The sequence below is a fragment of the Thalassotalea montiporae genome, from assembly GCF_053485855.1.
Map to the genome: position 1 here is coordinate 957159 of NZ_JBQRUO010000001.1, position 21778 is coordinate 978936.

The window sequence follows — 21778 nt, forward strand, 5'->3', positions numbered from 1 at the left end:
GTGCTTTTGGCAGGTTACTTAGCAACTTGCCATAAGCTTGGGTTAATTAACGCCTGCCTTGTTGAGGCTAATTTCGCGAGCTGACTATCTGACAGTTTTGGTAGCAATGACGTTGCCAATTTATTGGCCGTGATGATTTCGTCTAATTGTTCAACACTGCAACAGCCAACGACAATGCTTTCAAGTAGGTTATCGTCAGCAGCGGATAGAGCTTTAGTTTGCTGAGCAAAATAATGTAGGCAGGCTAGGCAAAGTGCTAGGTGCGAGCAATTAAGCGTTGCAGCCATTTGATCAAAAGCATTTAACTCACTAGCAAAGGGTTGAAAATAGCTTGGTCGCTTGCTGCTTGGCATTAACAGCAAGCCCTGCAAAAAAGCAGAGCGGCAATGCAGCTTTACACCGTATGCGCGATAATCATTGATAAGCGTATCACTAACAAAGCGTTGATCTAGTGCATTGGCGGGTACCTGTAGCAAATCTAACTTGAAGTTATTCTTGAGCTGGTGCCATTGCTCTGGGTGATAAAGTGATGCGCCAATCCGCTTAATAACCCCTTGTTTCTTTAGTGCCTCGAGCTCTTTGTATAGCGCATCGCGATGCTGGTGAGCAATTAGATCGTCGGCATGATGAAACATTACAGTATCTAGTTTGTCACGTTTGAGGTTAGCTAAGCTTTGCTCAACAAAGGGGAGCAAGCTAGTCGCCTCCGGTTCTAGCTTAGGTACTTTTGTGACGATTTGAAAAGCTTGGCTAGCAGCTATTCCCCCTAATGCTTGCTCACTGTTGCCATAGGCGCTGGCGGTATCCAATGTCTCGATTCCCGAGGAATGAGCGCTAGATAGAATAAGTTCAATCGTTGATTGATTAACTTGTCCAGTTTGATTACTAACGCCGTAATCAAGACCAAATTGCACGGTACCTAAGGTGAGTTCCATGGGAAATTTTGTGCCTACCCTAACCAAGACTAGCCCAGCAAAGTGTGCAGGGTAGTGGTGATATGATCAAAGTCCTGTTCACTTAGCTCTGGGTATAATGGTAATGATAATGCGCCTTGGTAGTAGTGCTCGGCTACCGGAAAATCACCTTGATTAAAGCCTAACTCTCGATAGTAGGGTTGGGTGTGTATGGGAATATAATGCACATTAACGCCAATATTGGCCTCACGTAGCGCTTCAAACAATTGTTCGCGTGTAAGCTTCGCATCATCGTTTAATCGGATGACAAACAAATGATAGGCTGAATAATTGTCGTCAACTGGCTGTTGCCACTGTATTGGCAAACCTGTAAGTGCCGTTTGATACCTTTTTGCTAACTGTTGACGCTGCTCAATTATGTTGTCAACACGCTGCAATTGGCTTAATCCTAATGCGCCTTGTAGCTCGGTCATACGATAATTTTGCCCTAAGCAATGCTGTTCATAATACCAAGGTGCGTCAATGCCATTAGTAAATGTCGCTTGCTCTCTGGTGACGCCGTGACTTGAATAAAGTCGCATCTTACTTGCTAGCGCCTTATCATTGGTGACCGCAATGCCGCCTTCAGCTGAGGTAATAATTTTCACAGGATGAAAACTAAACACACTAATATCGCTAAATTGGCAATTGCCAACAGGCTTTCCATGATATTGGCCGCCAATGGCGTGGCTAGCATCTTCAATAATGGTAAACTCGTATTCTTTAGCCAGCGTTGCGATGGCTTGCATATCGCAGCTTAATCCCGCCATATGCACCACTACCACCACTTTGGGCAGCTTGTTTTGCTGTTTGGCTAAGACGAGTTTTTCCTTTAGTTTTTTCGGGCAAATGTTAACGGTATCAAGATCGATATCGACAAAATCGACCTGCGCGCCACAGTAACGTCCACAATTAGCAGATGCGACAAACGAGATTGGAGAAGTCCAAAGGTAGTCACCTTGGCTCAAACCAAGTGCTTGACAAGCAATGTGCAGTGCTGAGGTTGCGCTATTTGTCGCTACGGCATGTTGCGCATGGCAATATTGAGCGATTGCTTGTTCAAATTCTAAAACTTTAGGCCCTTGAGTAATAAAGTCTGACTTTAATACCTCGACAACAGCGCTGATATCTTGTTCGGTAATATGTTGTTTACCGTAGGGGATCATAGACACGCCTGCGAATTAAAGGCTTTAATTTGCTCAACCGTCATAAAGTCTGGATTGTCTTTAGAACTATATTCAAAGCCGTGCTCTACTGGCTTACCATGTTCGCCAATAGCATTAACGGTAAAGTCGTTACTTCTGCTTGAGAAGATAATCGTTGGCGCAATGACAAAGTGGTCGTGATATTCGTAGGTATGATAAGAATCATCAGCAGGACACATAATTTCGTGCAGTTTTTCACCGGGGCGGATGCCAATTTCTTTTTGTGGAATTGAAGCATCGACAGCGGTTGCTAAATCAGGAATTCTGATCGATGGAATTTTAGGGACAAAAATTTCACCACCATACATACGTTCAAAATTCTTTAAGACGAAATCTACACCTTGTTGCAAGCTGATCCAAAAGCGGGTCATCTCATTATGAGTAATAGGTAAATGATCTGTACCTTCTGCCATCAATTTCTGAAAGTAGGGAAGCACAGAGCCGCGCGAGCCAACAACATTGCCATAACGAACTACTGAAAAAGTCGTATTGTGGCCTCCAGAAATATTATTGGCTGCAACAAATATCTTATCTGAAGCTAGCTTGGTCGCACCGTATAAATTAATTGGATTTGCTGCTTTATCGGTTGATAGGGCGATAACTTTTTCAACGTCATTATTGAGTGCCGCGTCAATTACGTTTTCCGCACCATTAATGTTGGTTTTTACGCACTCCATCGGGTTGTATTCGGCTGCAGGTACTTGCTTCATTGCGGCGGCATGAATAACGAAATCCACACCACGCATGGCGCGATTTAAGCGCTCTTTGTCACGTACGTCACCAATAAAATAACGCATGCATTCGCTGTTATATTGTTGCTGCATTTCGAACTGTTTTAGCTCGTCACGAGAGTAAATAATGATCTTTTTGGGTTTATAGCGAGACAGTAGAGTTTGAACATATTTTTTACCAAACGAGCCTGTGCCACCCGTAATTAAAATACTCTTGTTGTCAAACATTCGAACGCCCTTTAACACTGATTCTCAAAGAGAAAGCAAATAATATTCCCAAAATACCAAATTCACTCAGAGAAGAGAATAACTATATGAATCAACAGCACTGATTGTTCAAATAAGCCGCTAAGCATCATGTTTTTGAACAAGGTGACGTATTTTTGACTGCCTAAGCGTCAATTTTCTGTTGCTTATTTCAATGACACCGTTAGAATCGGATCATCATTATTATAAGTGGCAGTACAAATACTTATGCATGGTCAAAAGCAAATCCTTGTAGTGGATAATGACGCAGCAAGGCGTCAGCAAATTGAAACGGTATTAGCGTTTGTTGGTGAGCATTTTTTGTCTTGTGCAGAAGACGAGCTGATCAATGTTTTTAAACAAACAGCGAATGTGCTAACAGTGATTTTTGCTGGCAATGTGTCGCATTCAGCAGTGCAGCTAATTGCTAATAATCCGCGTTGTCCATTTGTATTACATGACGTGCTTGATCAAAATGCTGTAGCTAACTATGCCAACGTTATAGGCGAGCTGTCAGTACCACTCAATTATGCTCAGTTAACAGAGCAGATTCACCATTGCCACCAATACCATAATAAACTACCCACTAAAGGCCAAGGCAAACCTGGTAGCACTAAACTATTTCGTTCACTCATTGGTGTTAGTAAGCCAATGCAACAAGTACGATTTTTGATTGAACAAGTGGCGCCAACTGCGGCTAACGTTTTAGTGCTAGGTGAATCGGGCACAGGTAAAGAAGTTGTCGCGCGCAACATTCACAATCTATCTGATCGTTCAAATGCCCCGTTTGTGCCTGTGAACTGTGGTGCGATACCCGCTGAGTTACTGGAAAGTGAGCTGTTTGGCCATGAGAAGGGCGCGTTTACCGGGGCCATTTCTAGCCGTAAAGGACGTTTTGAGTTAGCCGAAGGTGGCACACTATTTCTCGATGAGATTGGCGATATGCCACAGCCAATGCAAGTTAAACTGCTGCGTGTACTGCAAGAACGCACGTTTGAACGCGTCGGCGGTAGCAAAAGTATTAAAGCGAATGTGCGTGTTATCGCAGCGACTCATCAAAACCTTGAAAATATGATCAAAACGGGTGACTTCCGTGAAGATTTATTTTATCGCCTGAATGTATTCCCGATTGAAACACCTGCGCTTCGAGAGCGAAAGGAAGACGTACCTCTGCTTTTACAAGAGCTGGTATCGCGCTTTGAAGCTGAGCAAAATAGCAGTGTGCGCTTTACTGAAAAAGCAATTGAGTCTTTGATGGAGCATCCTTGGGCGGGTAATGTTCGTGAACTTTCAAACCTTATTGAACGCATGATCATTATGTATGGTGATCAAGTGGTTAATGTCAGTGAGCTACCTGCCAAGTATCAGCATATTGATGTTGATGAATACGAGCCAGAATACCCTGAAGAGCTGCAAGAGCGTGAGGCAATTAACGAGCTGTTTGCTGGCTTTGACTATGATGACGGTGATTTATCAGACACAGAAGAAGCAGCCGATAATTCACAATCGGCGGAACAGCCTGCACCAGCTTCGGTAGGGGTATTGCCAAGTGAAGGTATTAACCTTAAAGAATACCTAGCCGATCTTGAAGTATCGTTAATCAACCAAGCATTAGAGCAGCACCAAGGTGTTGTGGCTAGAGCGGCTGAACTTTTAGGCATGCGCCGAACAACACTGGTCGAGAAAATGAAAAAGTACGATTTACAAAAAGATAAGTAGTCTAAGTAAGTTAGTTGTTTAAGTTAGTTGTTTAAGTTAGTTGTTTAAGTTAGTTAGCAGTTAAACGACATAAAAACATAAAAGGGCGAGCTGATTAAAACCAGCTCGCCCTTTTGAGTATTTGGTATAAACCAGTACGTGTCTAAGATAGTGGTACGTGGTGAACAATACCTGCCATACCGTCATTTTTTGCTGCTAAAATTGCTTCAGCAACCACTTCGTGATTCACCTCGTCGGCTTCGTTAAGTAAGCTTTGCTCTTCAATAACGATATTGTCCCAGCCTTTGTTCATCATATACTGTTCAATTGATGCTAATTGCTCGTCAAGGCTTTCATTTTGAGTGAACAGGCTAAAGCTGTATCGTTTGCCTTTGACGAAGCTGCTGCTGTTTGCTGCATGATTTGATTCTGCATTTCCACCAAGTACTAACATATAAATACCTTATTCATTGTTTGCTAAAAATTGTCTGCTAAAAACTGTTTTCTAAAAATTTACTAGAATTTGCTCGATAACTAATCTCAAGAAAATACTCGACTGAATACTTCTCTATCTCGAATCGATTATCCTTGTGAACATTTCTCTTAAAGAACTAAGCAGAGATAGTGCCAACAATAAAATTATTCTTATCCGACTGTTTTAAAAGAGCTTTTGTTTTTATCTTGTCAGTCGAATAGGTTAGTTTTTAATTTTTGACGCCTGTTATTTATACACCCATTAAATGACTGACAGAAAATTGGCATCAACAAAACAACCATGTAAGTGCATGTAAATAAAGAAATAAATATTTTGGCACTATAAATGCTAAACCCTAAGCACTTAGCTCATTTTAGAGCATATTTATCGTTCATTGCTTGAGGTCAATCAAAACCTAGTAAGCAATTTGCAGCAAACTTCGGGGAAGCATTATGGCTATCGCTTTAAACACTCATCATATTGATGCTAGCAGTACTAGCGCCATTTTTGGTCAAGGCTGTTTTGCATTTGAAGAGCACCAAGACAACTTAAGCAAAGAAGCTTATGTTGGTGAGTTAGCCTTTTTACGCCAGCAGAGTAGCCAGTTAAGTCAGCTTATTGATGTTATGCCAACAGGTGTCATCATTCTCGATGGCAACGGCATTGTTGTGCGAGTTAACGAATTTGCTAAGCAATTATTAGACGAGCCTATTTTAGGTCAAGCATGGTTTGATGTGATTAAACGCTCGTTTAAGCCACGCGCTGACGATTGGCACGAAGTTTCGCTAAAAGATGGCCGCCGCGTGAAACTTGAGATTAGCGCATTAGGTCATCAACCTGGCCAGCTAATCATGATCACAGATCTTACTGAAACTCGGTTATTGCAAGATAAACTGGGTCAATTGCAGCGTTTATCTTCACTAGGGCGCATGGTTTCTAAACTAGCACACCAAATTCGTACGCCGTTATCTGCTGCTATGTTGTACGGCGCCAACTTAGCGAATGAAAATTTACCTGAATCTTCAAAAACAGGGTTTCAAGAAAAACTCATGTCGCGCCTTACCGATTTAGAACAACAAGTTAACGATATGTTGTTGTTTGCCAAAAGTGGTAATCAACAAGTGGTCACTACGCTCAATGTTAATGAGTTGGTAGAAAAGTCAGTACACGCGATGGAAGCCCTAGTTAATAAATCAGAAAGTGAAGTGAAGCTGCATTTAACCAACACCCATTGCCAAGTACTGGGTAACGAAAGTGCGCTTTCAGGGGCCTTGCAAAACCTTATTCACAACAGTTTAGAGGTTATTAAGCAGAAAGCTTTGATTAATATTACCGTCGAGGCTCACGAACAGTTTGTTTATATCAGCGTTAAAGACAACGGCGACGGGATTGACGCATCAATGGCTGACAAAATCTTTGAACCATTTTTTACCTCGCGTGCAAAAGGCACAGGTCTTGGCTTAGCCGTCGTGAAGTCGGTCGCCAATGCCCATCAAGGGGATGTGAAACTGATTAGTGGCCCAAATGAAGGGGCCAATATATGTATTAAGCTGCCTTTGCTCGTGGCAGGTAATCATACTGCAACTGCAGACAATTCGATTAACCATAACTCAACAGAGTTGACACAACATTTTCAGGAGGTTGCCCATGGGTAGTAGCAAAATTCTCGTTGTTGAAGATGATGCGGGCTTACGTGAAGCACTCATCGACACGCTACTGTTAGCTGGCTATGAGTGTGTTGAGGCAGACTCTGGCGAACAAGCCTTGATGATGCTTAAGCAACAAAGTGTTGATTTAGTAGTGAGCGATGTACAAATGGGCGGCATGTCGGGTTTATCGTTATTGAAAAGTGTTAAAGCAAGCTACCCGAATTTACCAATGCTGCTGATGACCGCCTATGGCACTATCGATGATGCCGTGCAGGCGATGAAAGATGGTGCCAGCAACTATATGGCTAAGCCATTTGCACCCGAAGTACTATTGAACATGGTCAGTCAATATGTGCCGATTTCTGCAGTTAGCAAACAAGAGCCAATTGCCAAAGACAGTAAAAGTGTAGAGCTATTAACGCTTGCTCGCAAAGTAGCGACAACAGACGCTTCCGTGATGGTGTTAGGGCCAAGTGGCTCGGGTAAAGAAGTGTTAGCGCAATATGTGCACAATCATTCCGCGCGCAAAGAGGCGCCTTTTATTGCGATTAACTGCGCGGCAATTCCGGAGAATATGCTAGAAGCGACTCTTTTTGGTTACGAGAAAGGCGCGTTTACGGGTGCTATCTCTGCTTGCCCAGGCAAGTTCGAGCAAGCCCAAGGCGGCACGATTTTACTCGACGAAATCACGGAAATGGACTTAAGCTTACAAGCTAAAATTCTGCGGGTGCTGCAAGAGCGCGAAGTCGAACGCTTAGGTGGCCGCAAAACCATCTCGCTTGATGTACGTGTTATTGCCACTAGCAACCGCGATTTGAAAGATGCCGTTCGTGAAGGCGTTTTTCGAGAAGACTTATACTACCGACTCAATGTATTCCCATTGACTTGGCTGCCGTTGGCAGAGCGACGAGATGATATTTTACCGTTAGCCAAACATTTGGCGCATATTCATAGCCAGCGCAACGGCCAGACAATGCCAGAGTTTAGCGCATGTGCGCGCAGCAAAATACTGGCTTATCAATGGCCGGGCAACGTGCGCGAGCTGGATAATGTGATGCAACGGGCGCTAATCCTGCACTCAGATCAAGTTATAAATGCAGGCGACATATTAATTGAAAATTTCGACACGCAAATTCAAGTCACTACTGACATTGAGCATGAAAAAGAAGAAAAACTCGGTAATGAGCTTAAACAGCAAGAGCATCAAATTATTTTAGATACTTTGCAAGCATGCCAAGGCAGTCGAAAGGCCGTGGCTGAGCGGTTAGGGATCAGCCCAAGAACCTTGCGTTACAAAATTGCCAAGATGCGTGACTCAGGTATCGAAATACCGGCTTAGTACTTGCGTAGAACTTGCTTTGTACTTATTTAGAACTTGCTTAGCACTTTGGCGGTTAATTTGACCATCATTCCACCAGCCACATCAGGTTAATTCCATCGCCTGATGTGGCACTTCTTTTTGACGCCAGTTTTTTGATGTTTAGTCGTTCTAATTCCTCTAAGCCTCATTGTTAATTTATTAAATTACAAGTGGTTAGCTCTAATAAATTCTGTTCTGTTTGATTGGCACTATGCTTGCTTTACAAGGTAAGTAATTAGTTGGTGAATTAAACAACAGTTTTTTGACAGAGGTGAACCGTCATGGATATCAAAGCAAATTCTTTACTTGCACAAATGCAAGCCATGTCTGTACAAGCAACAGGCAATCGCGCGATGCCGATGGAGTCAATGCAGCAAGTAAACGCTTCATCTTCTGATTTTGGCAATGTTTTTAAACAAGCTATTGATACTGTGAACGGTTTGCAGCAAGATGCAGGTCAGAAACGCACAGCCTTTGAAATGGGTGACGATCGCGTTACCTTGGCTGAAACTATGATAGCTGCACAAAAATCCAGCGTTGCCTTTGAAGCAACCGTGCAGGTAAGAAATAAGTTTGTCGAAGCCTATAAAGAAATCATGAGTATGCCAGTATAATGCGCGCTGAAATTTAGTGTGCATTCAAGTAGTCAATTAGCGGAGATGTAAAGTGGCTGACAATAATTCCACAGCAATGGCAACCACAGACGGCTCAGATCTTGTCGCCCAAGACAATGATATGATCGAAGAGCAGAAGTCAGGTTTTGCTGCTTCGTTAGGTAATGTTGATGTATTAAGACAGTTAACCTTAATCATGGCATTGGCCATTTGTTTAGCGATTGCTGTTTTTGTGATCATGTGGGCCAATCAGCCAGAGTACCGCATTCTTTCCAAGCTACCTACCCAGCAGCTTATCGAAACAATGGACTTCTTGGATGCCAACCAAGTTGACTACAAACAAGCGAATAACACCATATCGGTACGCGCAGACGAATACCAAGACATTAAATTACTGCTTGCCCGCCAAGGCCTAACAGACGAGCCATCTGAAGGCACAGATATTATCATGCAAGACATGGGCTTTGGTGTTAGCCAACGGTTAGAAAGTGAGCGTTTAAAGCACAGCCGTGAAAAACAGTTGGCATTTACGATTGAGCAGTTACAGTCTATTCAACGCGCTAAAGTATTATTAGCGATCCCACGTGAAAATGTTTTTGCCCGCAAACAAAAGTCGCCCTCTGCAACTGTAGTACTAACCTTAGCTCGCGGCCGAGTACTTTCTGAAGAAGAAGTAGACTCTGTCGTTGATATTATTGCCTCTGCGGTACAAGGCATGTCACCAAATCGGGTGACAGTAACTGACCAAAATGGCCGCCTATTAAATTCTGGTAGCCAAGACTCAGTATCATCGCGCTCACGCAAAGAATTTGAAATTGAGCAAAAGCGTGAAACCGAGTACATGGAAAAAATTGATTCAATTTTAATTCCTGTCGTTGGTTTAGGTAACTATACGGCACAAGTTGACGTTGTGATGGACTTTACCAATACAGAAGAAACGTCACGTCGCTACAACCCAGATTTACCAGCATTGCGCAGTGAAATGAACAGTGAAGACACCTCGATTGGTGGTTCTCTAGGTGGTATTCCAGGCGCACTAACGAATCAGCCGCCGCTTGCTTCCGATATTCCTGAAAACGCGACAGGTAATGGCGACCAGCCAGTATTACCATCGCGTAAACATTCTGAATCGACTAAAAATTACGAGCTTGACGAGTCAATTAGCTATACCAAGCAGCAAACTGGGGTGATTCGCCGTATCAGTGTGTCGGTAGCATTAGATTATATTTCAACACCGGGCGCAGAAGGGGAAACCACATCAGCACCGCGTTCGGTAGCCGAGCTTGCTAATATTCGCCGTTTACTGCAAGGCAGTATTGGCTTTGATATGCAGCGCGGTGACACATTAGAAGTGGTTACCTTGCCATTCTCACGTATTGATTTAGGTGAAGAAGAAGAGGTACCAATTTACGAGCAGCCTTGGTTTATGCAGGCGCTGAAATTGGTGATGGGTGCATTAGTAATTATTGTGTTGATTGTGGCAGTTGTTCGCCCAATGCTGAAACGCTTAATCTACCCAGATCAAACACCAGCAGATTACGGCGACAAATCACTGGATAGTCATGTTGACCTAGGTGATGAAACCATGGATATGTTAACATCTGATTTCGATGCGGATGCCGTAGGTTTTGCGCCAGATGGTAGCTTGCAGTTACCTGATCTGCATCGTGATGAAGATATACTTAAAGCAGTTCGTGCGCTTGTTGCTAACGAGCCAGAGCTGTCATCTCAAGTTGTGAAAAGTTGGTTGAGCGAAGATGAGTGATGAAGGCCAAGAATTAGCCCCTGTCGGTGGTGCTGGTGGCTTTGATGTTGAAAAGCTAGACGGTGCCGAAAAGGCATCTATTTTACTACTGAGTTTGTCAGAAGAAGACGCTGCGCAAATTCTTAAGCACTTAGAGCCTAAGCAAGTGCAGCAAGTGGGTATGATCATGGCGGGTATGGAAGACTTTACCCAAGAAAAGATCACTGCTGTGCACAAACTGTTTATCAACGAAATTCAAAACTTCTCGACGATTGGCTTCCAGAGTGAGGAGTTCGTGCGTAAAGCATTAACCGCAGCACTTGGTGAAGATAAAGCCGGTAACCTAATTGACCAGATCGTGATGGGCGGTGGGGCTAAAGGTTTAGATTCATTAAAATGGATGGACTCGAAGCAAGTGGCCAATATTATTCGCAACGAGCATCCGCAGATCCAAACCATTGTTTTATCTTACCTAGAGCCAGAGCAATCGGCCGAAATTTTAGGCCAATTCTCCGAAAAAGTGCGCTTAGACCTGATGATGCGTATTGCCAACCTAGAAGAAGTTCAACCGGCAGCATTGCAAGAGTTGAACGAAATTATGGAGAAACAGTTCGCCGGTCAAGCGGGTGCACAAGCTGCGAAAATGGGCGGCTTGAAAGCGGCTGCCGATATCATGAACTACCTAGACACTAATGTTGAAGGTATGTTGATGGATTCAATTCGCGAGCACGATGAAGAGATGAGTCAACAGATTCAAGATCTTATGTTTGTCTTTGAAAACCTTGCAGATGTTGATGACCGCGGTATTCAAGCTATCTTGAAAGAAGTGCAGCAAGACGCACTAATGAAAGCAATCAAAGGTGCTGACGAAGCGCTGAAAGAGAAAATTTTGGGCAACATGTCAAAACGTGCTGCTGAAATGCTGGCAGATGATCTTGAAGCTATGGGTCCTGTACGTATTAGTGAAGTGGAAGCTGCGCAGAAAGAAATTCTCTCGGTTGCCCGTCGATTATCTGACGCTGGTGAGATCATGCTGGGCGGCGGCGGTGGTGGCGATGAATTCTTGTAATCGCCTCAACCAATCGCCACAACCAATATTTGCCTAGTCACTCGTTGTTATGAATAAATTCACAAAGTCGTCTGTTGGACAGCAAGTGCTCAAAGAAGGTGAACAAGAAAGTTCACTATGGCACTTACCGGACGTTGAAAAGCAAGTAACCGCGCAAGAACTTGAGCAAACCAATGCGCTGGGTAAACCGCGTAATTGGCGTTATGAGCCACCACCGGAGCCAGAGCCGGAGCCTGTCCCCTTAACTGCCGAAGAAATCGAAGAGATTCGTCAGGCCGCCTATGAAGAGGGCTTCAACCAAGGCAAAGAGGAAGGGTTTGCCAAAGGTTATGATGAAGGCAAGGCGCAAGGCCATCAAGACGGTGAGCAAGCTGGCCGCGAGCAAGGTCATGCCGAAGGTTTAGCATCTGGGCAACAAGCCATTACCGAGTTGGCGAATCAATGGCAACAACAAGTTGAACAGTTGCATCAACCGCTTGCTGTTGTAGAAAAAAATATTGAACATCAATTGCTAGTCTTGGTTGCACAGCTTACCGAAGCGGTCATACTGACTGAGGCTAAAACCAACCCCGATATTCTTATGGCAGCAATTAGCGAGGGCATTAAAGCGCTACCTAGCCAAGACTCGCAAGTTCAAATGCTATTGCACCCAATCGATATTGAACGCGTTACCGAGCAATTTGGTGACAGCTATATTCAAGAGCAAGGGTGGCGATTGTTACCAGCACCGCAATTCGAGCCAGGTAGCTGTCAAATCGAAAATAGTACATCAAGTATCGATCTAACAATCAAATCACGTATCAAACAAGTTGTGGAATCATTTTTGCAAGAAGCACTGCATAAGTAGTTTGTTGTCAAAATTCCAACATGATTGAAAGTTCTCACTTGGCTGAGCGTTTAGCGCAATGCCAACCTATTATTAAGCCTTTTAGCCAAGCAGTAGCGGGTCGCTTGATCCGCGTGGTCGGCTTAACACTTGAGGCCGTTGGAGTTAAAGCACATGTCGGCAGCCAATGTTTAGTTGAAACTGCCCACGGTGACCTAATTGCTGAAGTCGTGGGGTTTGCAGAAGATAAAACCTATCTGATGCCTGAGCAAAGCTTGACTGGCGTATTGCCCGGTGCTCGTGTATTGCCACTTTCCGCTAAAGTCCGCCTACCTATGTCAATGGATCTTTTGGGGCGCGTGATTGATGGTGTTGGTAACCCGCTTGATGGCAAAGGGCCAATCGAAGCGGACGAGCATTACCGCCATGACAACACACCACTTAACCCGCTTGCTCGTCGAGCAATTTCAGAGCCGCTTGATGTCGGCGTGCGCTCTATCAATGGCTTTATTACGGTTGGTCAAGGCCAACGTATGGGGCTATTTGCTGGCTCTGGTGTGGGTAAATCCGTGCTATTGGGGATGATGACCCGAGGCACTAGCGCTGATGTTATCGTGGTTGGCCTAGTGGGCGAGCGTGGCCGCGAGGTAAAAGAGTTTATTGAAGAAATTTTGGGCGAAGAAGGGCGACGACGTTCAGTTGTTGTCGCAGCGCCTGCAGACTGCTCGCCGCTTATGCGCTTAAAAGGCTGCGAAACCGCTGTACAAATTTCTGAATACTTCCGCGATCAAGGGCTTAACGTACTTTTACTTCTAGACTCGCTGACCCGTTATGCCCAAGCACAACGTGAAATCGCCTTAGCTGTCGGTGAGCCACCAGCGACCAAAGGCTACCCGCCTTCAGTATTTTCTAAGCTACCGCAATTGGTTGAACGCGCGGGTAATGGCGGTGAGGGCCAAGGCTCAGTCACTGCGTTTTATACGGTACTAACCGAAGGTGATGATTTGCAAGACCCGATTGCTGATGCGGCGAGGGCGATCCTTGATGGCCATATCGTGTTGTCACGCTCATTGGCAGATAGTGGCCATTACCCTGCAATCGATGTTGAAGCATCAATTTCACGTGTTATGCCGATGGTGACCAGCCCTGAGCATCAGCAACTAGCGCGTAGCTTGAAACAAACTTATTCACTATATCAACAAAATAAAGACTTAATTGCCATTGGCGCATACACCAAAGGCAGTGATCCACGTATTGATCAGGCAATTAACTTGTTGCCTGTTATTGAATTCTATCTGCAACAGCAAATGAAGGAAGTGATCCCTTACGATCAGAGCTTAACGCAACTCAATGAAATTGTTGCAGCAGCACAAGCACAGCAAGGGCAACCTGCTCAACAAAACATGGCAGTAGCACGCTAGCAGGGTTAATAGGTGAGTAATGATAAAGCTAATGAACTGTTTAACAAGTTCCATGGATAGCAAAGGGTAAAGTCATGTCTTCGAAGCAGCTCGATATTTTGTATCGATTCGAAAAGGAAAAAGAAACCAAAGCCGCACAGCAACTTCAAGCGGCAGAGCTTGACTATCAGCAGAATTTACAGCGTATGCAAGGAGTCAGTGATTATCGCTTAGAGTATATGCGCAGGCTAAGTGAGCGCTCTAGAGCGGGTATCGACAGTGCGACCTTTAACCACTTTCACGCCTTTGTAAAAAAACTCGATCAAGCGGCAGAGCAAGTTTCTATCGCTATTAATCAAGCTAAAGCCTTGATGGAGCAGCGCAAGCGGCAATGGCTAGCACAACGACAGAAAGTGCAAGCGGTAGAGCACCTCAGAGAGCTAAAACTGAAAGAGTTAGCTAAACAAGAGGCGCGTAAAGAACAAAAAATGTTTGATGAAATCGCCACCCAACAATTTGTCAGAAGGGCACACTAAAGTTTATTTTTTATACTGTGGCGTAATTTTTGCTTTTTATTTTTGTGATACCTTGTATAGGTCTTCATTTAGAGCGTTGTATAAGTCTTACGAGCCATAGAATTAGGGCGTCAGCAAACAGAAGTTAGCGGAAAATTGAAAAACCAAGTCGCAATAATTGCCGCTCAGGTTTCATTAATAGCACAAGATTTTCCGTCTAAAACCTGTGTGAAGGTTTGTGAACGACACTGACAATTGAAAAAGAGCTAAGTGATGTAACTTGGCGATGTACAAAATGAGATAAGTGGTTGCTTAGTCACCATGAATAGTTTGCCTTGAGCTTAATGCCGATTGAAGATGTTGGTTGATTAACGCAATAGGTGGGCATTAAGAATGGATTTAGTTGTATTGGAACTGTTATGACACGAGTAAATGTATTGTCGATAGACACACTACAAAGTAATGACCTAGTTGCTGGTGCAGCGCCTAGTGGCGACAAAGCTAGCAATAGTGGTGAGTTTTCCAAACTTGTTGATAGCCAAATGCAAACTCAGCAAAAAGAGCAAACTAATTATACAAGTCGTGCCAGTGATAAAGGCGCTAATGTAGATAACGATCAAGACGTTAGTGTAGATAGTGAACATGCATTGGACAGCAAGAATATCGATGCTCAGCCAAATGACGCTAAAACAACTGAGGATGAGGAAACATCTAGCCAGCAAAGAGATGCACAAGCATCCGACACGCCTAAACAAGTGGCAGGCGAAGAGCAGGTTTCAGAGGAACAAACCACTAGTCAGTCGCTAGCAAAGCAAGCAGAACAAGAAGCCAAGCCTGATGATTTCATGACCTTGCTGGCAAAATCTGAAAAGTGGCTAAGTGGCGACGCTGCCAAAGGTGATAAAAACGCTGGCACTCAGGTATCGCGCTCTAACGAGGTAAATAATCTTGCCGCTGACTCGACAAGCTCAACTGAAACTGAGGCTGAAGCTGATGAATTATCTGAAGTCATCGGTGTGCAAGCTAGAGCCTCTGAAGTAAGCGTAATTTCAAGCGAGGGCGAAGCACAAAATGGCACATTATCCGATAAGCCGTCTACGAGTAAATTAGATGAGTTGTTAGCTGCACATTCTTCAAAAGGTAGCGAACAAAAAATTGACGCTAGTAAGCTAGGCAACGATAGCCAAACGAGCAAAGATGAGAGTACTATTGACTTATCAGTTGGTTCTCAATCTGCTGGTAATTTGGTGGGCATAGGTAACGGGTTGGCACAATCTACCGATCTTAATACCAAGATTGAGCCTAAGTTAGGGGCAGAGACTGCAGGTGCTGAAGAGTTTACCGAGGAACAATCAGCAGTCCAGCTTACTAATGTTTTAGACACGGGGGCATCAGAGGCTGGTGCGATAGAGGCTGATGCGGCAGGTAATGGCGCATCTAGTGAGAACTCTAAGCAATTAAGCGGTGATTTATCTGCGAGTCAAGGCGCTAATCAAGGCTCTACTGAAGGTTCTTCTCAAAATACCTTGTCAGCAGCTTCGCAGGGTAGCAACACTGCCAATGACAAATCTCAGACTAATGAACAATCATCCGTTCAATCGGTAAACGGTCTGGCAGCAAGTGCAAGTAATGCAATTAACTCAGCTAATGATCAAGGGCTTGATGCAGAGCAAAACGCTGCCGCTGCGAATGATGTACAACTTACTTCAAATCAGCAACGAAATACTAACGGCGCTGCAACGCAGCGAACAAGTGGTGAACCGTCTGCCCATGTTCAACAGTTAAATGCCCTGGCGGATGCAGCGCCAGCAGAGCAGCAAGAGCAAAATTTGAATCAAGGTGAGCACCAGCAAGCTGAAACTCTGCAACAACAGGTTGAAACTAACAGCCAGCAAGCTCAAGTTTCTGCTCCAAACTCACGCATGAGTTTTGCAGAAACTATAGCAGCAGCGAATGCTAGCCAGACTCATACAACGAGTTCGATCACAAATACTGAAAATTTAACCCCTGAGCAAGTCGAGCAATTAGAGGCGGCTGCTAGCCGAGTAATTGACAGCAACTTAGATATTAAGAAAACCCAGCAACTGCAAACGGAAACCATCAATATTTATCGCCGAGACTTTGCTAACGCGGTGAAAGATAAAGTGATGGTGATGGTCAATCAAAAGCTGCAACAAGTCGATATTCAGCTAGATCCACCTGAGCTGGGTAATGTGCATGTACGTGTTAATTTGCAAGGGGATCAAGCAGCAGTAAATTTCACCGTACAAAACCCACAAGCTAAAGATGCACTTGAGCAACATATGGATAAATTACGAGATATGCTACAGGAAAGTGGGGTAGATGTTGGTGATGCCAATGTCGCGCAACACCAGCAAGGCAATGGTAAAGAGCAGGGGCGATTCGGACGCGGAGCGAGCGGTAATGAAGAGCTATCTACAGCACCGGAAAATATCGCTCAGTTGGTTAAAGGTTCGGCAACTGGTATTGATTTCTACGCTTAAAACATTAAAAGCATTGGCGTAAACAGCTAACGACGATATAGTTTAGCAAAGCAACTCAACTGCTGGTTAATTAGGGTGTTTTATGGCAGACGAAAAAGAATTGGAAGTCGATAACGGCGGCGGTGGCAAGAAAAAAATGATGATCATCATCATTGCCGTAGTCGTGTTATTAGCGTCAGGTGGTGGTGTATTCTTCTTTATGGGCGGCGAGCCGTCAGAAGAAGAAGTAGCAGCGGCGTTAGAAAGTGGTGAAAGTACTGAAGGTAGTGAAGAAATGCCAGCCGAGGCGGCAGGTGCGTCAACAGGAGATGCACTCTATGTTCCGATGCCAAGACCCTTTAGATTCAACGTACCTGGTGCAACACGCGACCGTTTCGTTGAAATACGCGTGCAGCTATTAGTGCGTGGCAGTGACAATGAAGAAGAAGCGAAAAAGCATGTGCCATTAATTGAAAGCACTTTGCTGTCAACGTTTTCATTGGCCAACGCAGATGACTTAGCAACCAGTGCCGGTAAAGCGTCGTTAAAACAGAAATCTTTAGCGGAAGTGCAAAAGATACTGAGCGAAATTTCGGGTAATAAAATTGTCGAAAAAGTGCTATTTACTGGCTTTGTGATGCAATAACTGGCAAGCCAGACAGAGCGATATTTAAAACTGAGTATAAGAGTAATTTCAAGTGAGTGACTTACTTTCACAAGACGAGATTGATGCGCTACTGCACGGTGTCGATGAAGTCGAAGAAGATGAAATAGTCGAGGAACAGGAGCCCCAAGAAGGGACCTCTGACTATGACTTTTCTTCGCAGGATCGTATCGTTCGTGGCCGCATGCCAACACTTGAAATGGTTAACGAGCGGTTTGCGCGCCACATGCGCATCAGTTTATTTAACATGATGCGCCGCACTGCAGAAGTCTCGATAAACGGTATTCAAATGATCAAGTTTGGTGAGTACGTACATACCTTGTTCGTACCAACCAGTTTGAACATGGTAAGATTTAGACCGCTAAAAGGTACCGCCTTAATTACCATGGAAGCACGCTTAGTGTTTATTTTGGTAGACAACTTTTTTGGTGGTGACGGTCGTTATCATGCGAAAATCGAAGGTCGTGAATTTACACCCACTGAACGCCGTATCATCCAAATGTTACTTAAGCTGATTTTCGAAGATTACAAAGAAGCTTGGTCGCCTGTTATGGATGTGTCGTTCGAGTACCTAGATTCAGAAGTTAACCCGTCAATGGCAAACATTGTTAGCCCTACCGAAGTGGTGGTGATTAGCTCATTCCACATTGAGCTTGATGGTGGTGGCGGTGATTTCCACGTTGCCCTACCTTATTCGATGTTAGAGCCGATCCGCGAATTACTTGATGCTGGTGTACAAAGTGACAAAGAAGACACTGACATGCGCTGGTCAAAAGCGCTTCGCGATGAAATTCTTGATGTGCCAGTAGAGTTGACCACCAAGTTCATTGAGGTTGATTTACCGCTGCAGAAAATCATGGAGCTTGAAGCAGGAGATATCATACCTGTGGAAATTCCAGATCATGTCACTGTGCTCATTGAAGACTTACCAACCTTTAGGGCCAAGCTGGGACGAAGTCGTGACAATGTTGCTCTGCAAATTCAAGAGAAGATTAAACGTCCAGAGTCTGTGAAGTCTGAATTAACCATATTAACCAAAGGCGGTAAACGCCTAGATAGTGATGCTGAACTGCATATGCTAGAAGACGATTTAGAGTATTAATTAGAGGCAGTTATGAGTACTGAAAATGATGACCTAAGTATGTGGGATGAGGCCTTAAATGAACAGGCCGAAGCTCGCGAGGCTGCTGAAGGCGCTGAGAAAGTCGAGTTGGAAGAACTTGAAGAAAACGATACACCTATCTCAGGTGAAGAGCAGCGCAAACTTGATGCAATTTTAGATATTCCGGTAACAATTTCCATGGAAGTTGGTCGCTCTAATATTTCAATCCGTAACCTGCTGCAATTAAACCAAGGTTCAGTTGTCGAGTTAGACCGTGTTGCCGGTGAAGCGCTCGACGTGCTGGTCAATGGTACTTTGATTGCCCATGGTGAAGTGGTTGTGGTTAACGACAAATTTGGTATTCGACTTACCGATGTTATCAGTCAGGTTGAACGTATTAAAAAGCTTAAGTAATTCCATGAGATTGACCACTGCAAGTATTATCAAAGCCTGTACCTTGGTACTGGCTTTGTTTTGTGGGCTGCAGGTAAATGCTCAGCAATCAGAAGATAAAGATCAAACACCAGCAACACAATATGCGGGGCAAATAAACTCGCAAACAGCATCCGAATCAGACCTCGCGTTAGACTCCTCTCATACAGAGCAAACAACTAAACCGATTGAACCAACAACAGAGCAGAGTCTTCAATCAGTATCAGTGGCTAACCCTGAAAATGCTGACTCCATAGCAGCTGAATCCACAATGTCCAGTTCGCAGCCTCCAACGCCTCAACGAACGTCTCAACCAATGCCTCAACTGGCACCCCAACAAACAGCGCCAGAAGTAGGGCGTCATGTTGCCAGTAATAATCTTGAGTTATCGAGCATGTTATTGTCGCTATTAGCGGTATTGGCGTTAATATTGCTGGCTGCTTCATTATTGAAGAAGTTTAAATTAGGTGGCCAGTTGCACAGTGATTTAAAAGTGATCACGTCAATGCACATTGGTACAAAAGAGCGATTAGTGGTTGTTGAAGTGGCGGGTAAGCAGTTATTGCTTGGTGTTACTGCCAATAATATTTCAATACTACAAGAGTTGGCTGAACCAATAACAAGTCAGCAGAACTTGCCTGTTGATATTGCGACTAGCCTCAGTAAGCTCTTGAAAAAGTAAATCGTCAAAATTTAAGTATTTAACGTTAAATTGACTGTAATAAGAGTTAGTAAGAAAGCGAATGCTGTTAACACATCATCTAGATAAGAGAATAATGAAAAAAGCACTAATTGTCGTCATGTCATTACTCGTGTTGCTGACGTCTAGCCAGTTAATGGCGGCTGACGACCTTTCGATGTCGGCGCTGAAATTAACCACCAATCCAGACGGCTCACAAGAGTACTCAGTGACCTTACAAATTCTGATTTTTATGACCGCGCTCGGGTTTATCCCCGCTGCGGTAATTATGATGACCTCATTTACCCGCATTGTGGTGGTGATGGCAATTCTCAGACAGGCATTTGGTTTGCAGCAAACGCCGTCAAATCAGGTGATCATTGGGTTAACCTTGTTTATGACAATTTTTATCATGACGCCGGTTTACAACCAAATTGATGAAGTGGCAATTCAGCCCTACTTAGCAGAGCAAATGACGTCTGTTGATGCCATCAACGAAGCTAAGGTGCCACTTAGAGCCTTTATGCTTGAGCAAACGCGCTTAAAAGATTTATCAACCCTTGCCGAAATGGCAGGTATTACTGAGGTTGATCAGCCAACTGACTTACCGATGACTGTTATTATTCCAGCTTTCGTGATAAGTGAGCTAAAAACCGCTTTCCAAATTGGTTTTATGCTGTTTATTCCCTTTTTGATCATCGACTTAGTGGTTGCCAGTGTGCTCATGGCAATGGGGATGATGATGCTATCTCCCATGATAGTGTCTTTGCCGTTTAAACTTATGCTGTTTGTGTTAGTAGATGGCTGGAATTTAGTGATTGGCACCATTGCCGCCAGTTATGGCTTGGGAACTTAGCTATGTCACCAGAGGTCTTTGTTGATGTACTAAGAGACTCAATGTTTCTCGTTATCTTGCTTGTGTCAGCGATTGTTGTTCCGAGCTTGATTGTCGGTTTAATTGTCGCAATTTTCCAAGCGGCGACGTCTATCAATGAGCAAACCTTGAGTTTTTTACCTCGTTTGATCGTGACTTTATTAGCCCTAATTTTCGGTGGCCACTGGCTAGTGGAAAAACTGATGGATTACACCATCAGGCTAGTCAATAGTATCCCGAGTGTGGTGAGCTAATGGAATTTACTGAGTCAGTCATTAATCAGTTTATGGCTGATTTATTGCTGCCTTTGACGCGCGTTTCAGCTTTAGTCATGTCGATGATTGGCTTGGGTGCGCAAACCATTCCAACGCGAATAAAACTGCTGCTATGTATCGCGATAACATTGGCGATAATGCCGGCCATTCCCCCCGTTGGTGTTGATAACTTATTTGCCTTTGAAACCTTCTTATTGGTTGTTGAACAAATACTGATAGGCGTATTGATTGGTTTTGTGACTGTGTTGGTGGTTAATACCTTTACCTTGGCCGGACAAATTGTTGCAATGCAAACAGGTTTGGGCTTTGCTTCACTGGTTGACCCTGCCAGTGGCACTAACGTGCCTGCGGTTGGTCAGTTCTTTTTGATTTTATCGACCTTACTGTTTTGGGGACTTGATGGTCATTTAACGTTTCTTCAGTTTATTGTGGTTAGTTTTGAAACTATACCTATTCCAAGTGAAGGGCTAGAAACCGTTAAATACAAAGAAACCGTCGAATGGGCTGGCTGGATGTTTACCACTGCGCTGTCGTTGGCGTTGGCGCCTTTAACGGCAATGTTACTGATTAACTTCTCATTTGGTATTATGACCCGTGCCGCGCCACAGCTTAACATTTTCTCGGTTGGCTTTCCGATTACCATGACTGGCGGGCTTATCATCATGTGGCTTACGTTAGGTAACTTTTTGCTGCATTTTGAGCAGCAGTGGGCACGTGCCATTGATTTTACTTGCTACCTTGTTGATTGCGGTGCACGTTAATTTTCTAAATGTATAAATTTCTG

The 21778-nt window shown here is 44.1% G+C and carries 21 protein-coding genes; 17 read left to right on the forward strand and 4 right to left on the reverse strand.

The features are described 5' to 3' along the window. Positions 1-14 precede the first annotated feature (14 nt). Genes ACSLUR_RS04140 through pseB form a run of 3 tightly spaced genes read right to left on the reverse strand, consistent with a single transcriptional unit; the run spans position 15 to position 3117 of the window. Entirely contained in the window at positions 15-935 is a 921-nt protein-coding gene (locus ACSLUR_RS04140; RefSeq protein ID WP_448552053.1) for an aldo/keto reductase, read from the reverse strand. A 29-nt stretch (positions 936-964) separates the two neighbouring features. Beyond that, positions 965-2119, reverse strand: a complete 1155-nt coding sequence (pseC, locus tag ACSLUR_RS04145; RefSeq protein ID WP_448552055.1) for a UDP-4-amino-4,6-dideoxy-N-acetyl-beta-L-altrosamine transaminase — start codon at positions 2117-2119, stop codon at positions 965-967. Further along, entirely contained in the window at positions 2116-3117 is a 1002-nt protein-coding gene (gene pseB, locus ACSLUR_RS04150; RefSeq protein ID WP_448552057.1) for a UDP-N-acetylglucosamine 4,6-dehydratase (inverting), read from the reverse strand. The genes pseC and pseB overlap by 4 nt, the downstream gene beginning before the upstream one ends. A gap of 246 nt (positions 3118-3363) precedes the next feature. Here pseB and ACSLUR_RS04155 point away from each other — a divergent pair, with 246 nt between their 5' ends. Continuing rightward, positions 3364-4854: a sigma-54 dependent transcriptional regulator gene (locus ACSLUR_RS04155; protein ID WP_448552981.1), complete on the forward strand. Its 1491-nt coding sequence runs from the start codon at positions 3364-3366 to the stop codon at positions 4852-4854. A gap of 142 nt (positions 4855-4996) precedes the next feature. On the opposite strand, the gene ACSLUR_RS04160 is transcribed toward ACSLUR_RS04155, so the two are convergent. Next, a complete protein-coding gene (locus ACSLUR_RS04160) occupies positions 4997-5287 on the reverse strand; it encodes a hypothetical protein (RefSeq protein WP_448552059.1) in 291 nt (96 codons plus the stop codon). Positions 5288-5760: 473 nt separating this feature from the next. Between ACSLUR_RS04160 and ACSLUR_RS04165 the strand changes: the two genes are divergently transcribed. The 16 genes from ACSLUR_RS04165 (at position 5761) to fliR (ending at position 21755) form a co-directional block, all read left to right on the forward strand. Beyond that, positions 5761-6963: a sensor histidine kinase gene (locus tag ACSLUR_RS04165; protein WP_448552061.1), complete on the forward strand. Its 1203-nt coding sequence runs from the start codon at positions 5761-5763 to the stop codon at positions 6961-6963. Beyond that, entirely contained in the window at positions 6956-8296 is a 1341-nt protein-coding gene (locus ACSLUR_RS04170; RefSeq protein ID WP_448552064.1) for a sigma-54-dependent transcriptional regulator, read from the forward strand. The genes ACSLUR_RS04165 and ACSLUR_RS04170 overlap by 8 nt, the downstream gene beginning before the upstream one ends. 302 nt (positions 8297-8598) lie before the next feature. Beyond that, on the forward strand, positions 8599-8931 hold the full coding sequence (gene fliE / locus ACSLUR_RS04175; RefSeq protein ID WP_115999529.1) for a flagellar hook-basal body complex protein FliE: 333 nt from the start codon (positions 8599-8601) through the stop codon (positions 8929-8931). Positions 8932-8983: 52 nt separating this feature from the next. Continuing rightward, positions 8984-10696: a flagellar basal-body MS-ring/collar protein FliF gene (fliF, locus tag ACSLUR_RS04180; RefSeq protein ID WP_448552066.1), complete on the forward strand. Its 1713-nt coding sequence runs from the start codon at positions 8984-8986 to the stop codon at positions 10694-10696. Continuing rightward, positions 10689-11744 (forward strand): flagellar motor switch protein FliG, encoded by a 1056-nt coding sequence (gene fliG, locus ACSLUR_RS04185; RefSeq protein WP_116014478.1) that lies wholly within the window; start codon positions 10689-10691, stop codon positions 11742-11744. The genes fliF and fliG overlap by 8 nt, the downstream gene beginning before the upstream one ends. Positions 11745-11793: 49 nt before the next feature. Then, positions 11794-12591: a flagellar assembly protein FliH gene (gene fliH / locus ACSLUR_RS04190; RefSeq protein ID WP_448552069.1), complete on the forward strand. Its 798-nt coding sequence runs from the start codon at positions 11794-11796 to the stop codon at positions 12589-12591. Positions 12592-12611: 20 nt separating this feature from the next. Then, positions 12612-13991 carry a flagellar protein export ATPase FliI gene (gene fliI / locus ACSLUR_RS04195; RefSeq protein ID WP_115999533.1) on the forward strand — a complete coding sequence of 460 codons (1380 nt, stop codon included), beginning with the start codon at positions 12612-12614 and terminating at the stop codon, positions 13989-13991. Between the two features lie 74 nt (positions 13992-14065). Then, positions 14066-14506 carry a flagellar export protein FliJ gene (gene fliJ / locus ACSLUR_RS04200; RefSeq protein ID WP_448552071.1) on the forward strand — a complete coding sequence of 147 codons (441 nt, stop codon included), beginning with the start codon at positions 14066-14068 and terminating at the stop codon, positions 14504-14506. 398 nt (positions 14507-14904) lie between these two features. Next, positions 14905-16989 carry a flagellar hook-length control protein FliK gene (locus ACSLUR_RS04205; protein WP_448552073.1) on the forward strand — a complete coding sequence of 695 codons (2085 nt, stop codon included), beginning with the start codon at positions 14905-14907 and terminating at the stop codon, positions 16987-16989. 82 nt (positions 16990-17071) lie between these two features. After that, on the forward strand, positions 17072-17614 hold the full coding sequence (gene fliL, locus ACSLUR_RS04210) for a flagellar basal body-associated protein FliL (protein WP_448552075.1): 543 nt from the start codon (positions 17072-17074) through the stop codon (positions 17612-17614). Positions 17615-17666: 52 nt separating this feature from the next. Next, a complete protein-coding gene (gene fliM / locus ACSLUR_RS04215; RefSeq protein ID WP_115999537.1) occupies positions 17667-18734 on the forward strand; it encodes a flagellar motor switch protein FliM in 1068 nt (355 codons plus the stop codon). Between the two features lie 12 nt (positions 18735-18746). After that, a complete protein-coding gene (gene fliN / locus ACSLUR_RS04220; RefSeq protein ID WP_115999538.1) occupies positions 18747-19148 on the forward strand; it encodes a flagellar motor switch protein FliN in 402 nt (133 codons plus the stop codon). Between the two features lie 4 nt (positions 19149-19152). After that, positions 19153-19848, forward strand: coding sequence for a flagellar biosynthetic protein FliO (gene fliO / locus ACSLUR_RS04225; protein WP_448552078.1), 696 nt, complete (start codon positions 19153-19155; stop codon positions 19846-19848). A gap of 118 nt (positions 19849-19966) precedes the next feature. Continuing rightward, positions 19967-20701: a flagellar type III secretion system pore protein FliP gene (gene fliP / locus ACSLUR_RS04230; protein WP_374188845.1), complete on the forward strand. Its 735-nt coding sequence runs from the start codon at positions 19967-19969 to the stop codon at positions 20699-20701. Between the two features lie 2 nt (positions 20702-20703). Next, on the forward strand, positions 20704-20973 hold the full coding sequence (gene fliQ, locus ACSLUR_RS04235; protein ID WP_115999540.1) for a flagellar biosynthesis protein FliQ: 270 nt from the start codon (positions 20704-20706) through the stop codon (positions 20971-20973). After that, positions 20973-21755: a flagellar biosynthetic protein FliR gene (gene fliR, locus ACSLUR_RS04240; protein WP_448552080.1), complete on the forward strand. Its 783-nt coding sequence runs from the start codon at positions 20973-20975 to the stop codon at positions 21753-21755. Before fliQ ends, fliR begins: the two co-directional genes overlap by 1 nt. Positions 21756-21778 lie beyond the last annotated feature (23 nt).

Excerpts from the sequence above, each read along its gene's own strand:
- ACSLUR_RS04140 (WP_448552053.1), bottom strand. The coding sequence starts at position 935 with ATGGAACTCACCTTAGGTACCGTGCAATTTGGTCTTGATTACGGCGTT.
- pseC (WP_448552055.1), bottom strand. The coding sequence starts at position 2,119 with ATGATCCCCTACGGTAAACAACATATTACCGAACAAGATATCAGCGCT.
- pseB (WP_448552057.1), bottom strand. The coding sequence starts at position 3,117 with ATGTTTGACAACAAGAGTATTTTAATTACGGGTGGCACAGGCTCGTTT.
- ACSLUR_RS04155 (WP_448552981.1), top strand. The coding sequence starts at position 3,364 with ATGCATGGTCAAAAGCAAATCCTTGTAGTGGATAATGACGCAGCAAGG.
- ACSLUR_RS04160 (WP_448552059.1), bottom strand. The coding sequence starts at position 5,287 with ATGTTAGTACTTGGTGGAAATGCAGAATCAAATCATGCAGCAAACAGC.
- ACSLUR_RS04165 (WP_448552061.1), top strand. The coding sequence starts at position 5,761 with ATGGCTATCGCTTTAAACACTCATCATATTGATGCTAGCAGTACTAGC.
- ACSLUR_RS04170 (WP_448552064.1), top strand. The coding sequence starts at position 6,956 with ATGGGTAGTAGCAAAATTCTCGTTGTTGAAGATGATGCGGGCTTACGT.
- fliE (WP_115999529.1), top strand. The coding sequence starts at position 8,599 with ATGGATATCAAAGCAAATTCTTTACTTGCACAAATGCAAGCCATGTCT.
- fliG (WP_116014478.1), top strand. The coding sequence starts at position 10,689 with ATGAGTGATGAAGGCCAAGAATTAGCCCCTGTCGGTGGTGCTGGTGGC.
- fliH (WP_448552069.1), top strand. The coding sequence starts at position 11,794 with ATGAATAAATTCACAAAGTCGTCTGTTGGACAGCAAGTGCTCAAAGAA.
- fliI (WP_115999533.1), top strand. The coding sequence starts at position 12,612 with ATGATTGAAAGTTCTCACTTGGCTGAGCGTTTAGCGCAATGCCAACCT.
- fliJ (WP_448552071.1), top strand. The coding sequence starts at position 14,066 with ATGTCTTCGAAGCAGCTCGATATTTTGTATCGATTCGAAAAGGAAAAA.
- ACSLUR_RS04205 (WP_448552073.1), top strand. The coding sequence starts at position 14,905 with ATGACACGAGTAAATGTATTGTCGATAGACACACTACAAAGTAATGAC.
- fliL (WP_448552075.1), top strand. The coding sequence starts at position 17,072 with ATGGCAGACGAAAAAGAATTGGAAGTCGATAACGGCGGCGGTGGCAAG.
- fliN (WP_115999538.1), top strand. The coding sequence starts at position 18,747 with ATGAGTACTGAAAATGATGACCTAAGTATGTGGGATGAGGCCTTAAAT.
- fliO (WP_448552078.1), top strand. The coding sequence starts at position 19,153 with ATGAGATTGACCACTGCAAGTATTATCAAAGCCTGTACCTTGGTACTG.
- fliP (WP_374188845.1), top strand. The coding sequence starts at position 19,967 with ATGTCATTACTCGTGTTGCTGACGTCTAGCCAGTTAATGGCGGCTGAC.
- fliQ (WP_115999540.1), top strand. The coding sequence starts at position 20,704 with ATGTCACCAGAGGTCTTTGTTGATGTACTAAGAGACTCAATGTTTCTC.
- fliR (WP_448552080.1), top strand. The coding sequence starts at position 20,973 with ATGGAATTTACTGAGTCAGTCATTAATCAGTTTATGGCTGATTTATTG.